Genomic DNA, 14,717 nt, shown 5'->3' on the forward strand with positions numbered 1-14,717 from the left:
CGCCGCGGGCCTTGCCTCAAGGGCGAGCGAGCTCTTCGAGGACGGCGTCGAAGGGGTAGAACCCCGTGCGATCCGCGATCCACTCCCCGGCAAGGACGGCACCCAGGGCAAAGCCCCGTCGCGAGCGAGCCCGGTGCTCGAGCAGTATCTCGTCCGCCCCGGAGTCGAATCCCACCGTGTGCTCGCCCACGATGCCGCCCGCCCGAACGGAGGCCACGTGGAAGGCGTCGGGGGGAAGAGCCCCCTCCAGTCGAGTGGCGGCCCGGTGGCGGGCTCCCCCCGCCTCCTCTAGGATCGAAGTCAGGACGCGGGCCGTACCGGAAGGCGCGTCCTTCTTCTGGCGGTGGTGGCGCTCGAGGATGTAGGGATCGTAGTCCGTGAAGGGGGCGAGGGTTTTCGCCGCCTGGCGCACGATTCGGTAGAAGAGGTTGACGCCTATGGAGAAGTTAGCGGCATGGACCAATCCCCCCCCCGAGGTCTCCACCAGCATCCGTATCTCGTCCAGGTGGCCGCTCCAGCCCGTGGTCCCCACCACGTATCGGCTGCCCGCCACCAGAGCCGCGGCCACGTTCGCCACCACCGAGCTCGGGGCCGTGAAGTCGATCCCCACCACGCAGCCGGGCGGGTAGGCGGTCCCGCGGCTGGCGATCACGGGCAGGTGGCCCCGCTCCAGCAACACCGTCTCCACCTCGCGCCCCATCTTGCCGTAGCCGACCACCGCCATCTTCAAGGCTGGCCCCTCTCGAAGAACTCCCGGTGCAGCAGACGTACGGCCCGCTCCGCGTCCGCGTCCGCCACCACGAAGGAGACGTTCACGTCCGAGGCCCCAAACGAGATCATGACCACGTTCACGGAGGAGAGGGCCTGGAATATGCGGCCCGCCAGCCCGGAACGCCGCACGAAGCCGCGGCCTACCACGCTGACGATGGCCATGGCGGAAATGACCCGGACCTCACCAAGAGAGGCCAGGTCGGCCTGGACGGCGGACAGGGCGGCGGGGTTGTCCACGGTCAGGGAAATGGAGACTTCGGAGGTGGCGATGAGATCGACAGGCGTGCGGTGACGGGCAAAGACCTCGAACACCTGGGCCACGAAACCGTGGGCCATCAGCATGCGGGGCTGGGCGATCAGAATGACGGAGATCCCCTTCTTGAAGGCGATGGCGCGGGGCTCGCCTTCCGCCCCCGGGGCGGCGGCCGTGATGAGGGTGCCGGGAGCGGCGGGGTTCAGGGAATTGAGGATGATGACGGGGATTCCCCTCTCCACCGCGGGCTTGATGCTCGCGGGGTGAAGGACCTTGGCCCCGAAGTAGGCCAGCTCGGCCGCCTCGTCGAAGCTGATTTTGGGTATGACCCGCGCCCCCGGGAAGACCCGCGGGTCCAGCGTCATTATGCCGTCCACATCCGTCCAGATCTGGATCTCCTCGGCGGGGAGCAGGGAGCCGAAGACGGAGGCCGACCAGTCTGAGCCCCCGCGGCCGAGGGTCGTGGCGACACCCTCCCGGGTGCTGCCGATGAACCCGCCCAGGACGGGGATGATCCCCTCCTCCGCCAGCGGCCGCACGTTTTCCCTAACCCGTGCCCCCGTCTCCTCCAGCAAGGGCTGGGCGCGGCCGAAGGAATCGTCGGTGAGGAGCACGCTACGGGCGTCGAGGGCGCGGGCGGGGACATCGGCCTGCTGGAGGGCGGCGGCCACGATCTCGCAGGAAACGCGCTCGCCCATGCCGGCGATGGCGTCCAGGGAGCGGGGGGTCAGCTCCTCCAGGTAGTGCACGCCGGTGTACAGGATTCGCAACTCGGCCAGCACTTCCTCCACCTGGGCGAGGAGCCGGTTGCGGACCTCTCCCGCGGGGATGAGGTCGCGGATGGTGTCGTTGTGCCGGGCCTGCATCTCCTGAACGACGGCGTCGCTCGCGGGGTCGCGGGCGAGCGCGGCGCGGGCCCCGCGGATCAGGAGGTCGGTGACTCCGGCCAGGGCGGAAACGACCACGACCGGCCTGCGCTCCCGCCGCTCCCGGACGCGTGCCACCAAGTTCAGGATGCGCTGGGCGGACCCCACCGAGGTCCCCCCGAACTTCATCACGATCATGGGAGCAGGCCCCGGGCCTGGAGGAGCTCCGCGTTCAGAATGGCGGCCCCCGCGGCGCCCCGGATCGTGTTGTGTACGAGGGCCTCTAGGCGCAGGTCGAAGACCTTGTCCTCGCGGATGCGTCCGACGGAGACCGCCATCCCGCCCTCCCGGTCTCGGTCCCGCCGGGGCTGGGGCCGGTCGGGCTCCGTCAGCACGTGAATGGGCTGCCGGGGCGCGCTGGGCAGGCGGCGCTCCTGGGGCTCTCCCCGGAAGTCGGCGAGGACGCGGGAGGCCTGGGCGGGGGTGGCCCGGGTGCGCAAACGCACGAAGATGGCCATCGTGTGCCCGTCGACAACCGCCACGCGGTGAACGGAGGACGAGACCGGAAACGGGGCGGGAGAGAAGGCCCCCTGGGCAAAACCGCCCAGGATCTTCTGGGGTTCGCTCTCGATCTTCTCCTCTTCGCCGCCGCCGATGAAGGGGAGGACGTTGTCCTCGATGTCCAGGGAGGCGACGCCCGGATAGCCCGCTCCGGAGAGGGCTTGGAGGGTGACTACGACCACCGACTCCAGGCCGAAGGCCCGATGGAGGGGGGCGAGGGCCAAGACCAGGCCGACCACGCTGCAGTTGGGGTTGGTGAGGATGTATCCGCCACCCGTGCGCCGGCGCTGCCCCTCCAGGGCCGCCAGGTGGTCGGCGTTGATCTCAGGGACGAGGAGCGGCACGTCTGGATCCATGCGGTGGTTCCGGGAGTTGGTAACCACGGCGTGGCCCTTGGCGGCCAACGCGGCCTCCGCCTCGCCCGCCACGGAGGAATCCAGGCCCGAGAAGAGGAGGGGGGAGCGAAAGGGGGAGTCGAGCGAGGAGACGACGCGCTCGCTCACGCTCGGGGGCACGGATCCGGGCAAGCGCCAGGTGCAGGCCTCGCCGTAGGGCTTGCCCGCGGAGCGGTCGGAGGCAGCGAGCTCGGCCACCTCGAACCAGGGATGATCGGCCAGGAGCTGGATGAATCGCTGTCCGACGGCGCCGGTGGCGCCCAGGACGGCGACCGGGGTCTTGGGCATGCAACAAGTGTAGTGCATCCCTCCCGGCAGTAGAATCGGACGCGGGAGGTAGGGGGATGGTCCTCATCGACCGGCGGGCCCAGGAGAATCGGGAGGAGGAGCAGCTCGCGCCTTACGGGATGCGGAGCGCGCGCAGCCGCGGGCGCCGATATCCCGAGGAGGAGCACCCCCTGCGCACCTGCTTCCAGCGCGACCGTGACCGGGTGATCCACAGCTCGTCTTTCCGTCGCCTGGAGTACAAGACCCAGGTCTTCGTCAACCACGAGGGGGACAACTACCGGACTCGGTTGACCCACAGCCTGGAAGGGGCCCAGATCGGCCGCACGGTGGCCCGGGCCCTGGCCCTGAACGAGGAACTGACAGAGTGCCTGGTTCTGGGGCATGACCTCGGCCACACGCCCTTCGGCCACTCGGGCGAGCGGGTGATGGACGAGCTGATGAAGGACCACGGCGGCTTTGAGCACAACCGGCAGACCCTGCGCATCTTGGAGGTGCTGGAGCAACGCGACCCGCGCTTCCCGGGTCTCAACCTGACGTGGGAGGTGCGGGAGGGGATCATCAAGCACCAGCCGGAGAGCGACGCCAGCGCGCCCGCGGAGTACGCGCCCGGGGAAGCTCCCACCCTGGAGGCCCAGCTCGTGGATTTCGTGGATGAGATCGCCTACAACAATCACGACGTCGACGACGGCCTGAGCTCCGGCATGTTCACACTGGACCAGATCCGCTGCGTGGACCTTTTTCGGGAGGCCCACGACGCAGCCCTGACCCAGGGGATCGAGGACGAGCGCATCCTCCGCCATCAGGTGGTGCGCCGGATCATCAACCGCTGTACGGAAGAGCTTCTATCCGCCTCCTTGCGTAACCTGGAGGAGGCGCAGATCCAGTCGCTCGACGACGTGAGGCATGTCGGGCGGCGGTTGATTTCATACTCGGCGGCAATGGCGGCCCGAGTGCGGGAGCTGAAGGATTTCCTGCTCAAGAACATGTACCGCCACTACCGCGTGGTTCGAATGGGGGACAAAGCGGGGCGGATCCTGCGCGCCCTCTTCCAGTCCTTCGTGAGCGAACCGCGGCAGCTGCCCCCGCGCTACCACGAACAGATCGAGCGAGAGGGCGCTCACCGGGTGGTCTGCGACTACATCGCGGGCATGACCGACCGCTTCGCGGTCGACGAGCATCAGAAGCTGTTCGATCCTCTGGTCCGGGTCTGAGGCCCTCGGCCGTACGCGAACCTCATCGCCCCGGGCGGCTTCAGACGCTTGGGAAAGAGATTGGCCCGGCCTTCAGAGCCGGAGGTTGTCGATGAGGCGGGTGGGCCCGAAGAAAACGGCCATGGAAATGAGCAGGGGTGGGTGGGCGTGGTCCCGCTCCTGCAGGGTGTCGGGGTCGGCCACGCTGACATAGTCGACACGCGCCAGGGGCTCGCGGGCGAGCATGTCCGTCATGGCGCGGCGCAGGCCCTCGGCGTCGCGCTCGCCCGCGGCCCAGCGATCGCGGGCCGCGCACAGCGCCCGGAAGAGAACGGGGGCGGCGCGCCGTTCCTCGGCGGATAGGTAGCTGTTTCGGCTGCTCAAGGCCACCCCGTCGGGCTCGCGGACGATGGGGCAGCCGCAGACCTCCACCGGCAAGTCTAGGTCCCGCACCATGTGGCGAATCACGGCGAGCTGCTGAGCGTCCTTCTCCCCAAAATACGCGCGGTCCGGCCGGAAGAGGTGGAAGAGCTTGAGGACCACGGTGGCCACGGCCCGAAAGTGGCCGGGTCGGCGCGCCCCCTCCAAGGGAGCGGCGATGCGTCCCACGTCCACGGTGGTCTCGAAGCCGGGGGGATACATCTCCTGGACGGAGGGAGCGAACAGGACATCGCAGCCCGCCTCCTCGAGCAGGCGCTGGTCGCGGGGCAAATCGCGCGGGTAGCGGCCCAAGTCCTCCTGGGGGCCGAACTGGGCGGGGTTGACGAACAGGCTTGCCGCCACCCGGTCGTTCTCCCTGCGGGCCCGGTCGAGGAGGGAACGGTGGCCCGCGTGGAGGTAGCCCATGGTGGGGACGAGGCCGAGGGGGGCCCCGCTCTGGCCCCGCCACTCCCGCAGCGCGGGAATGGCGGTGAGGGTCTTCACACGCCCGCGCTGGGCGCGGGAGGAGGCAGGGGGCGTCCCTCCCGCTCCCGCACCCGACGCCAGAGATACTCGTTGACGGGGGTGGGCACGCCAACCGCCTGCGCCTCCGCGATGACGGCGCCGTTCAGGGCGTCGATCTCCGTCTGCGCTCCCCGCTCGAGGTCCTGGAGCATGGACGAGCGGTTGCTGGCCGTGCTCTTCGCGACCTCCACCGCAAGCGCGGCGGCGTCGGCGCCCAGGTGTATCCCCTTGGCGGTGGCGACCACCCCTACCTCTTCCGCGGCCCGGATCAGCGTGTCCAGGGGCTGGGGCCCCTCGAGGAGGGCGCCGTTGGGCCGGCCGGTGAGGGCGGAGAGGGGGTTGATGGCGCAGTTCACGATCAGCTTGCGCCAGATGGTCTGCTCGATCTCAGCCGTTACCTCCGTCTGGATCCGGGAGGCGCGGAGAAGGTCGGCCAGCGGCGCCAGCGGGCCGGAGGCCCCCGCGTCAGCGCCGAGCACGATGCGGCCGGGGACGACCCGGACCCAACCGGGCCCGAGGGTGTTCGCTCCCATCAAGGCTACCCCCTGGGCTACCCGTCCGGGCGCGGCCACCTCCAGCAGTTCGCGATTGCCGAGGCCATTTTGGAGGGTGACGGCGAGGCCCCGGGGCAGGAGGCAGCGGGCGGCGACCCGCGCGACGGTGTCGGTCTGGTGGCTCTTGACGAGCACGAGCACAAAGTCGGCGGGACCCAGGGGGCCGAAAAGCGATGAAACCCCGACCTTGGCCGACCACGTTCCCGCCCCATCCTCCACGGTGACGCCATGGAGGGCGATCTCGTCGAGGGCTTCGCGCCACGTCCCGACCAGGGTGACCAAGGCCCGCCCGAAACGGGCCAGTCGCCCCCCGAGCGCGCAGGCCATGGCGCCCGTGCCCAGGACGTGCACGCGCGGGCGCCGGCGGGAGGCGGCAACCACGGGCTACCGGCTCGCGGCGGTGACGGGTAGTTCCTCGCCCAGGGAGGCCAGGAACGCCTCCCACTCCTCGGTGGGGAGGTTGTAGGCGTGCTCCGGTCCTGGGAAGAGCCCCGCCACCACGTCTGCGCGAAAGGCGGCAAAGGCGGTGGCCATGGCCTGGCCGAGGTCGGCGTAGCGCTTGGCGAAGCGGGGGGTAAACCGGTCGTAGAGCCCGAGGAGATCGTGGGTCACGAGCACTTGGCCGCTGGTGCCAGGCCCGGCGCCAATGCCGATCGTAGGCACCTCCAGCCGCTCCGTGATGTAGGCGGCGAGCCGCGCGGGGACGCTCTCCAGGACGATGGAGAAGCAGCCCGAGTCTTCGAGGGTTAGGGCATCCTCGAGGAGCGCCCGCGCGGCCTCCGCCGTCCGGCCCTGGACGCGCCAGCCCCCGAGCTGGTTCAGGCTCTGGGGAGTGAGACCGAGGTGGCCCTGGACGGGGATCCCCGCTTGGACGATGGCCTTGACCGCGGGGGCGACGGACCGTCCGCCTTCCAGCTTGACCGCGTTCATGCCCGCTTCCTGCAGGAACCGGCCCGCGTTGCGCACGGCTTCAGCGACGTCCGCCTGGTAGCTCATGAAGGGCATATCGCCGATGAGGAGCGGGGTTGTCGCCCCCCGGCTGACCGCGCGGGCGTGGTGGAGCATCTCGTTCATGGTCACGGAGAGGGTGTCGGGATGGCCCAGGACGACCATGGCGAGAGAGTCGCCGACGAGGATGGCGTCGACACCCGCCGCGTCGAGGGCGTGGGCCGTCGGGTAGTCGTAGGCGGTCAGCACCGCGATCGGTTCCCCGCGGCGACGTTTGTCTCGAAAGGCAGCGACTGTGACCTTCGGGCGTGGATCGGACGAGGCGTCACTCCCCGCGAGCCGCGTGCTCATAGCATCCCTCCGGGGAAGGCCATGCAGAGGGGCTCGTAGGACCGTCTGGTCAATCCGGGGGGGGCGTCCCGGTCCCCGCGGGGATCCGGGCGGCGAGTCCACAATCGCATGGTGCACTCCCACTCGCCGCCCCGAGAATGGGGTCGGCGGCACTAAACACGGTATCACGGCCCCATGGCGCCGGCCACTCGGTTCAAACGGCCCGCCCTTCAGACCCTTTCTGGCCGCGCCCTGTATGATTCTGCGGGACGAAGCCACCCCGCGCGGGAGGCGTAGCTGAACGTGAACCGGAGGAGGGCGAGTCGGGTCGGCGGGCGACCCCGGGCGGAGATTCAAGGGACGGCCAAAGGCGCAGGCGGGCGGCCGCGGCCGAGCCGGAGGGACCGATGGGGCAGATGGATCGGAGGGATTTCGGTCGGGTACTCGCTGCGGGTGTGGCCGGCGCTCTCGCTGCGCCCTCTGCGGAGGCGGTGGCACCTGTCGGGCCGGGGGGCGGGCTGACGGAGGTGGCGGGCATCAAGGTGGGCCACTTCACAGACAGCCGTCGGCCCACCGGGTGCACGGTAGTCCTGACGGAGGAGGGAGCGGTCTGCGGCGTGGACGTCCGAGGGGGGGCGCCGGGCACCCGCGAGACGGACCTTTTGGCTCCCGTGAGCATGGTGCCCACGGTCCATGCCCTCGTGCTCTCCGGAGGGAGCGCCTTCGGGCTCGATAGCGCCACCGGGGTCATGCGCTATCTCGAGGAACGGCGAATTGGGTTTGAGGTGGGAGTGGGGCGAGTGCCGATCGTGCCCGCCGCGATCCTGTTCGACCTCGGACTCGGTGACTGGACGGTGCGGCCGGACGCGGCCGCGGGCCAAGCCGCAGCGCGAGCGGCGAGCGCGGGTCCAGTGGCGGAGGGGAACGTGGGGGCGGGGGCGGGGGCCACGGTGGGAAAGTTGTTCGGGCCCGAGCGGGCCATGAAGAGCGGCCTTGGAACCGCCGCGGTCAAGCTTCCGGGGGGAGTCGTGGTGGCCGCGTTGGTGGCGGTGAACGCCTGGGGCGACGTGAGCGATCCCTGGACTGGAGCGCTGGTGGCGGGGGCACGTGACGCCGACGGCCGGCGCTTGCACGGCACCATCCGGGCGCTGCTCGAAGGTTACGGACCGGGCCGGGGCGCGACGGAAGGCCAAAACACGACGATCGGTGTCGTGGCGACCAACGTCTCCTTGACGAAAGCGCAGGCCACAAAAGTCGCGCAGATGGCCCACGACGGCCTGGCTCGCACCGTGCAGCCTGCGCACACGCCCTGGGACGGGGACACCCTCTTCGCAGTCTCGACGGGGGCGATCCGCATGGCGACGCCGGACCTGGTGGTGGGCATCGTCGCGGCCGAGGCCGTCGCCCGCGCGGTTCTGCGCGCGGTCCAACTGGCCAAGGGACTCCCCGGCCTGCCCGCGGCCGCCGATCTCGCTCCCTCGCGAGGGTCGGGATAGGAGCGGTGGAAAAGCTGTTGAGGGTCTGTGAACGCCCTGTGGGTCTTCTGGTCAAGCCTGCGGAAAACGCGTGGATATCTCGGAAAAGGACGGGCGCGCGAGGGCTGACCCTTGAAGGCATCGGGACCCGGGGGGGGCGGTGCAAATGCTGTGGAAGGCCTGTGCGTTCTTTGTGGGAGGGTTGTGCAAGAACTGTGGAGAATGGGTAGGGGGAAGGCACCCTCGTGAGGGTCACGGCCGCGATCCTGCTCCTCGTGGCCAGCGCCACCTTGACCGCGGCCCTGGGCGCGCTCTTGGTGGGCTCGCTGACGGTGGGGGTCTCTTGCTTGAGCTTGGGCCTCGGCCTGCTCGCCCTGACCGCGGCCTACCGGGCGTGCGGATCCACGCTGAGCCGGACGCCGCTTCGGCCCTTCGACTACTTGGCCGGCGTCCTATTCCTCGTCGCCGCCCTGCGGCAGTTCGGCTGGATCTGCTTCCGGCGGGGCGACACAGCCTACACACTGCTTCCATTCAACTACGGTGACCTGCCGCTCCACTGGACCTACATCGAGTACTTCGCGAACGGGGCGCCCTTCTGGCCGGAGAACCCGATCTTCACGGGGCAGAGGCTCCGTTATCCCTTTGGCGTGGATCTCTTCACCGCCCTCTTCGTCACTCTCCGGGTCTCCTTGCCTGGTCTCCTCGAGGTCATGGGCCTCGTCGCGTCCGTGCTGGCGCTCGTCGCCCTTCTTCGCTGGGGGCGGGGCTTCGCGGTGGGGGCCTTCCTCTTCTCAGGCGGTCTGGCCGCCCTCGGTGCGGGGCCCGGCCCCGAAGCGGGCGGCCCCGCCGAGCTGGCCTGGAAGAACCTGTTCCTGGCCCTTTTCGTCCCCCAGCGCGGGTTCCTCTTCGCGCTCCCGGCGGGCCTGATCCTTCTCTGGAGCTGGCGCGAGCGCCTTCTTCGGGGCAGCCGCGGGCTGCCCGCCTGGGTAGAGGGGGCGGTCTGGGGCGCGCTGCCGCTCTTCCACCTCCACACCTTCATCTTCATTTCCGTGATTTTCGGCCTCTGGAGCCTGGGGGGCGGGAGGGGCCAGCCGTGGCGGGGGCCATTGCTCTGGGCACTCGTCCCCGCGAGCTGGAGCGTTTGGGAGGTGACGGATCACTTTGCCGCCGCGTCCCTGGTGGGCTGGACGCCGGGCTGGATGATGGGGGCCCAGAACCCGCTCGTCTTCCTGGCCGTGAACTTCGTCTTCTTTCTGCCCCTCGTCCTCTGGGCGGCGGCGCGGGCGATTCGGCGCGGAGACCGCGGCCATCTCCTGCTGCTGGGGCCGGGCCTTTTGCTCTTCGCGGCTCTGTTCTTCGTGAGGGTCGCCCCCTGGGCGTGGGACAACACCAAGATGATGGTGTGGTGTTATCTGCTCGTGCTTCCCGCGGTGGGGGAGTTGGTGATCGACGCCCTGGCGCCTGGGCCGCGGAGCCTGATGCTCCTCGCCGTGTTCCTGCCCGGCATCGCTTCCGTGGTCGAGGCGTCGGTCGGCTCGGGGCCGCCCCTCGAAATCTTCAGGGTGAGCGAGCGGGAGGCGGTCTGCTCCGCCCTCTCGCCGCTCCCCATCCGGGACCGGGTCGCCACCGCCCCGACCTTCAATCATCCCGTGGCCCTCTGCGGCCATCCCTTGGTGGCCGGCTACGCCGGTCACCTCTGGAGCCACGGGATCGCCGCCGAGCCTGTGACCGCTCGCCTCGGAGACCTGATGATGGGGAGGCCGGGCTGGGAGGAGGCGGCGCGGGCGGTGGGCGCCCGCTACCTGTTCTGGGGCGCACGAGAGGAGAGGGAGTTCCCGACGAGCGACCGGCCGTGGGAGACCGCCCGCCGCCCTCTCGCCCGGGGCTCGTGGGGGATGCTCTACGATCTAGGGGAGTAGGTGCCGTCGCCCTCGAAGATCCGCCGGATCTCGAGCGGATCCGGCGTGAGGCCGAGGGCGACCATGAGCTTGATGCGGGCCTTGGGCCCGGGGAGATCCCCGCCCAGGATGACCCCCATCTCCCGGAGCATCCGCCCACCCCCCTCGTAACCGTAGGCGGGGGAAACCCGGCCCTCCGCGCAGCGGGAGGCCAAGATGATGGGCAGGCGGGAGGCCAGGGCAGAGCGCAGGCCGGGCAGCGCGGAGGGGGGGACGTTGCCGCAGCCGGTGGCTTCCACGACCAGGCCTCTCGCTCCCCGCGCCACCGAGGCCCGGATCAGGGCGTCGTCAACGCCGGTGGCCATGATGTGCAGATCGACTTCCGCGACCAGACGCTTGGCCCTCAGGCAGGGAGGGTGAAAGGGAGGCCGCCGATAAACGATCTGCCCGCGATCCAGGACCGCGAGCGGGCCAAGGGGGCTGCGAAAGGCGGCCAGGCTCTGGGTGTGCCACTTGTAGGCCTCGGCCGCGGCGAGCACCTCCTCGCCCACCGCCACCAGAACCCCCCGGTCCCGCGACGCAGGGTGGACGGCGGTCCGCACCGCGGTCATGAGGTTGGCGGGGCCGTCCCAGCTCGGCTCGGAGAGGGTGCGCATCGCGCCGCAGAAGACGACGGGCTTGGGGCTGTCGAGGGTGAGGTCCAGGAGGAAGGCGGTCTCCTCGAGGGTGTCGGTCCCGTGGGTGACCACGAGCCCATCCACGCTCGGATCTTCCAGCACCGAGGCCACCCGTGCCTTGAGCCGCCACATCCAGTGCGGCGTCACGTGGGGGCCGGGAAGACGGGCGTAGTCCTCCAATACGAGTCGGGCCTCGCGGCGGAGGCCGTGCACGCGGGAGACGATCTCCTCCCCGGAGAGGGAGGGCACCGCCGCTCCCGTGCCGGGGTCCACACGCATGGAAATCGTCCCCCCCGTGAAGATCACGTGCACCGTGCGTCGTGCGCTCACGCACGCCCCCGTAGGACGAGGGCGAGGGCTGCGAACACGAGCGCGCCCCCCGCCAGGGTCCACCGCCCGGGAACCTCCCCGAAGACGATGTAGGCGAGTAGGGAAGCGGCCACCGGCTCCCCTAGAAGGAACAGGCCCACCGTGGGGGCGGGGAGGCGGCGCAGCGACTGGTTCACCAAGCCGTGGCCGGCCAGGGTGGGCACGAGGGCGAGGGCGAGGAAGAGACCGAAGGTCCGTGGGCTGTACCCGGTCAGGGGCACTCCAAAGGGGAGGCAAAGGAGGGCGAGGCTGAAGGCAGCCGTGGACCAGACGCCGAAGACGTAGGCATTCAAAGGGAGGGCCGCGCGCAAGCCCCGGCCGATAACGTGATAGAGGGCGAGGGTGCCTGCCCCGACCACGGCCAGGAGGTTGCCGCCCAGGGAGCCGGGAGTACCTGCCCAATCCCCGGCCGCGATGAGCGCGGCGCCCCCCAGGGCCAGACCGATGGCACCCAGCACGAGCCGGGAGACGCTCTCCCCCAAGAAGACACGCGAGAGGCCGACGGCGAAGAGGGGGGCGGTGTTGACGAGCAGAACCGAGGACGCGATCGAGGTGTAGGACAAGCTGGCCACCCAGGTCGCGAAGTGGAGGGCCAAGGCGGCGCCCGCGGCCAAGAGAACGGCTCGCTGTCGGGGAAGGAGCGTGGCCCAGGCCCGACGGGCCGGTGCGAAGGCGAAGGGGGCGAGGCAGAGCGCGGCCAGGAAGATTCGGTAGAAGGAGACGGCCAAGGGCGGGGCCTGCGCCAGCCGGACGAGAATCGAGCCGAAGGACACAAGGAGGACGGCGAGGGCCAGCGGGAGGTAGGGCGAGACGGTCATCCGGCCTTCGTGCGGACCGCGTCGGCGGCGCGGGCCAGGGCCTCGTCCAGAAGGGCCGGCCGCTCGCCGCCGCCCTGGGCCAGGTCACCCCGGCCCCCTCCGCGGCCGCCCAGGGTCTCCACCGCCGCCTTGAGGAGGGCGGGGATGTCGTGGGGTAGGCCCGGGGATTGCGCGAACACCAGATGGGCTTTGTCCCCCCGGCTGCCCAAGAGAGCCACACAGGGGGAGAGAGCCACGAGTTGCGTGGCCAGGGTTCGCAAGTCCTCCGGGGGCCAGCGTTCGTAGACCGAGACCACCACCGCGGGCGGGGCCGCGGTGGCGAGCAGGCGCCGGGCCTCGCCCTCGAGGGCCCGCTCTTGGAGCACACGGCACTGCCGAGTGGACTCGGCGAGGGCAGCCAGGGCCCGCTGCGCCGCTTCCGGAAGTCCCGGGAGCGGCGCGCAGAGGAGGGCGCCCAGGCGGTCGAGCACCGCCGTCCGCTCGCCAAAGGTCGCCAGCGCCCGGTGCCCGCAGACGAAGCGGACGCGGCTCCCGCCCTTGTAGCGCTCCCGGCCGAGCACCAGAACCACTCCCACCTCCGCGGTGGAGCGCGGGTGGGTCCCTCCGCAGGGCTGGAGGTCGAAGCCCTGGGCCTCCACCAGGCGAATCGCCTCTCCCGCCTCCGGCGGGGGCTCCACGCCCAGGGCTCGGGCTTCGGCCCGGCTAACCACCTTGACCTCCACCGGCCTCGCCTCCCATACCACCCCGTTGGTCCGGACCTCGGCGAGGCGGACCTGCTCCTCACTCACCTCGCGGTCGAGGTCGATGGAGGAGGCCTCCGCTCCGAGGTGGAAGCTCACCGTGTGGGCAGAGAAAAGGTCGGAGAACGCGCGCGACAGGAGATGCTGCCCGTGATGCTGCTGCCGGTGGTCCCGCCGCCGCTCCCCGTCCACCTGCCCCCGCACCCGTGATTCCTTCAGGGGGGCGGCCAGCACGTGCAGGACCTCGTGAGCCTCCTCGATGACGGCCAGGACGGGCACGCCGGAGAGAGTGCCGGTGTCGAAGGGTTGGCCGCCGCTCTCCGGGTAGAACGCGGTCCGGTCGAGGGTCACGGCCAAGCGCCCCTCGTGTTGCCGGCGGCCCGTAACCGTGGCCTCGAAGTCGAGCAGGTAGGGATCGTGGTGGTAGAGGCGCTCGGTCCGGGGGAGGGCCGGCGACGTCACCAGAGGGGCGCCAGGTTCTCGACGTACTTGAAGGCCGTTCCCGTGTTGAAGACCACCACCGTGTCGTCGGGCGTGATGTGGCCCGACGCCTTGAGCCGGCGCAAGGCGCTCACGCAAGCCCCGCCCTCGGGGCCGGCGAAGATGCCCTCCTGGGCGGAGGCGTCGCGCACCCCCTGCACGATCTCGGCCTCGGAGACGGCCACCCCCGCGCCCCGGCTCTCGCGCAGGGCCTTCAAGATCAGGAAGTCGCCGAGGGCCTTGGGGACGCGCAGGCCATGGGCAAGAGTGTTCGCCCCCTCCCAAAGCGGGGCCTCGTCCCGTCCCTCGGAGAACGCCTTCACGATAGGGGCGCAGCCCTCAGCCTGGACGGCGTACATCCTCGGGCGCGAGGCGCCCACGAAGCCCATGGTCTCCAGCTCCTGGAAGGCCTTCCACATGCCGATGAGGCCGGTCCCTCCCCCGGTGGGGTACAGGACGGCATCCGGCAGCTTCCAGCCCATCTGCTCGGCCAGCTCGTAGCCCATGGTCTTCTTGCCCTCCAGCCGGTAGGGCTCCTTGAGGGTGGCGCATTCGTACCAGCCATGCTCCTGGGCGAGCTGGGCACAGAGGCGGCCGGCGTCGGTGATGAGCCCGGGCACGGTCTGTACGTGGGCACCGTAGGCCTCGGCCTCCATGATGAAGACGCGCGCCACGTCCTGGGGGATGAAGATGTGGGCCTTGAGCCCTCCCCGGGCGGCGTAGGCGGCCAGCGCGCTGCCCGCGTTGCCGGCGGAGGGCAGGCAGACATCGGTCGCGCCCAGAGCCCTGGCCATCGACACCGCCACCGACAGGCCGCGGGCCTTGAAGGAGCCCGTCGGGTTACCGCCCTCGTCCTTGATGAAGAGGTGGGGGAGGCCGAGGAGGGTGCCAAGGCGCGGAGCGGGGAGGAGGGGCGTGAAGCCCTCGCCCAGGGTGATCAGGTGTTCCGGGCTCTCGAGGGGAAGCACCTCGCGGTAGCGCCAGAGGTTGGGGGCGCGCAAGGAGAGGTGGCCCGGCCGCATGTCCTTGGCCGCGCTCTCCAGGTCGTAGCGGGCGAAGAGCGGAGCGCCGCACTGGCAGAGGTTCCAGCGCTGTCCAGGCGGAAAACGTCGGTCGCACTTCGTGCATTCGAGGTGGACGATCGGCACGCGCCGATTAT

The 14,717-nt window shown here is 70.5% G+C and carries 13 protein-coding genes; 3 read left to right on the top strand and 10 right to left on the bottom strand.

The genetic code is table 11. The annotated features are described in order from the left end of the window. Window positions 1-16: 16 nt before the first annotated feature. The 3 genes from dapB to asd are packed head-to-tail and all read right to left on the bottom strand — an operon-like array spanning window position 17 to window position 3,134. Window positions 17-724 (bottom strand): 4-hydroxy-tetrahydrodipicolinate reductase, encoded by a 708-nt coding sequence (gene dapB, locus VN461_14675; GenBank protein HXB56026.1) that lies wholly within the window; start codon window positions 722-724, stop codon window positions 17-19. A 2-nt stretch (window positions 725-726) separates the two neighbouring features. Further along, the gene (gene lysC, locus VN461_14680) at window positions 727-2,088 is read right to left on the bottom strand and encodes a lysine-sensitive aspartokinase 3 (protein HXB56027.1); all 1,362 of its coding nucleotides are present in this window, start codon (window positions 2,086-2,088) and stop codon (window positions 727-729) included. After that, a complete protein-coding gene (asd, locus tag VN461_14685) occupies window positions 2,085-3,134 on the bottom strand; it encodes an aspartate-semialdehyde dehydrogenase (protein ID HXB56028.1) in 1,050 nt (349 codons plus the stop codon). Before asd ends, lysC begins: the two co-directional genes overlap by 4 nt. Before the next feature lie 56 nt (window positions 3,135-3,190). On the opposite strand from asd, the gene VN461_14690 reads away from it, so the two are divergent. Further along, on the top strand, window positions 3,191-4,345 hold the full coding sequence (locus VN461_14690) for a deoxyguanosinetriphosphate triphosphohydrolase (GenBank protein ID HXB56029.1): 1,155 nt from the start codon (window positions 3,191-3,193) through the stop codon (window positions 4,343-4,345). 72 nt (window positions 4,346-4,417) lie between these two features. On the opposite strand, the gene panC is transcribed toward VN461_14690, so the two are convergent. From panC to panB, 3 genes are read right to left on the bottom strand one after another with little or no spacing between them, the layout of a single operon-like run. Then, on the bottom strand, window positions 4,418-5,230 hold the full coding sequence (gene panC, locus VN461_14695; protein ID HXB56030.1) for a pantoate--beta-alanine ligase: 813 nt from the start codon (window positions 5,228-5,230) through the stop codon (window positions 4,418-4,420). A gap of 14 nt (window positions 5,231-5,244) precedes the next feature. After that, window positions 5,245-6,204 carry a 2-dehydropantoate 2-reductase gene (locus VN461_14700; protein ID HXB56031.1) on the bottom strand — a complete coding sequence of 320 codons (960 nt, stop codon included), beginning with the start codon at window positions 6,202-6,204 and terminating at the stop codon, window positions 5,245-5,247. A gap of 3 nt (window positions 6,205-6,207) precedes the next feature. Further along, window positions 6,208-7,122, bottom strand: a complete 915-nt coding sequence (gene panB / locus VN461_14705; GenBank protein HXB56032.1) for a 3-methyl-2-oxobutanoate hydroxymethyltransferase — start codon at window positions 7,120-7,122, stop codon at window positions 6,208-6,210. A 395-nt stretch (window positions 7,123-7,517) separates the two neighbouring features. Between panB and VN461_14710 the strand changes: the two genes are divergently transcribed. After that, window positions 7,518-8,597, top strand: a complete 1,080-nt coding sequence (locus tag VN461_14710) for a P1 family peptidase (GenBank protein ID HXB56033.1) — start codon at window positions 7,518-7,520, stop codon at window positions 8,595-8,597. Window positions 8,598-8,821: 224 nt separating this feature from the next. Next, entirely contained in the window at window positions 8,822-10,495 is a 1,674-nt protein-coding gene (locus tag VN461_14715; protein HXB56034.1) for a hypothetical protein, read from the top strand. On the opposite strand, the gene VN461_14720 is transcribed toward VN461_14715, so the two are convergent. From VN461_14720 to VN461_14735, 4 genes are read right to left on the bottom strand one after another with little or no spacing between them, the layout of a single operon-like run. Then, entirely contained in the window at window positions 10,477-11,481 is a 1,005-nt protein-coding gene (locus VN461_14720) for an asparaginase (GenBank protein ID HXB56035.1), read from the bottom strand. The genes VN461_14715 and VN461_14720 overlap by 19 nt on opposite strands. After that, a complete protein-coding gene (locus VN461_14725; GenBank protein HXB56036.1) occupies window positions 11,478-12,338 on the bottom strand; it encodes a DMT family transporter in 861 nt (286 codons plus the stop codon). Before VN461_14725 ends, VN461_14720 begins: the two co-directional genes overlap by 4 nt. Further along, a complete protein-coding gene (locus tag VN461_14730; GenBank protein ID HXB56037.1) occupies window positions 12,335-13,540 on the bottom strand; it encodes an alanyl-tRNA editing protein in 1,206 nt (401 codons plus the stop codon). Before VN461_14730 ends, VN461_14725 begins: the two co-directional genes overlap by 4 nt. Beyond that, the gene (locus VN461_14735) at window positions 13,537-14,706 is read right to left on the bottom strand and encodes a threonine synthase (GenBank protein HXB56038.1); all 1,170 of its coding nucleotides are present in this window, start codon (window positions 14,704-14,706) and stop codon (window positions 13,537-13,539) included. Before VN461_14735 ends, VN461_14730 begins: the two co-directional genes overlap by 4 nt. Between the last annotated feature and the right edge of the window lie 11 nt (window positions 14,707-14,717).

It is taken from the genome of Vicinamibacteria bacterium (assembly GCA_035570235.1).
GTDB lineage: Bacteria > Acidobacteriota > Vicinamibacteria > Fen-336 > Fen-336 > DATMML01.

Excerpts from the sequence above, each read along its gene's own strand:
- dapB (HXB56026.1), bottom strand. The coding sequence starts at position 724 with ATGGCGGTGGTCGGCTACGGCAAGATGGGGCGCGAGGTGGAGACGGTG.
- lysC (HXB56027.1), bottom strand. The coding sequence starts at position 2,088 with ATGATCGTGATGAAGTTCGGGGGGACCTCGGTGGGGTCCGCCCAGCGC.
- asd (HXB56028.1), bottom strand. The coding sequence starts at position 3,134 with ATGCCCAAGACCCCGGTCGCCGTCCTGGGCGCCACCGGCGCCGTCGGA.
- VN461_14690 (HXB56029.1), top strand. The coding sequence starts at position 3,191 with ATGGTCCTCATCGACCGGCGGGCCCAGGAGAATCGGGAGGAGGAGCAG.
- panB (HXB56032.1), bottom strand. The coding sequence starts at position 7,122 with ATGAGCACGCGGCTCGCGGGGAGTGACGCCTCGTCCGATCCACGCCCG.
- VN461_14710 (HXB56033.1), top strand. The coding sequence starts at position 7,518 with ATGGATCGGAGGGATTTCGGTCGGGTACTCGCTGCGGGTGTGGCCGGC.
- VN461_14725 (HXB56036.1), bottom strand. The coding sequence starts at position 12,338 with ATGACCGTCTCGCCCTACCTCCCGCTGGCCCTCGCCGTCCTCCTTGTG.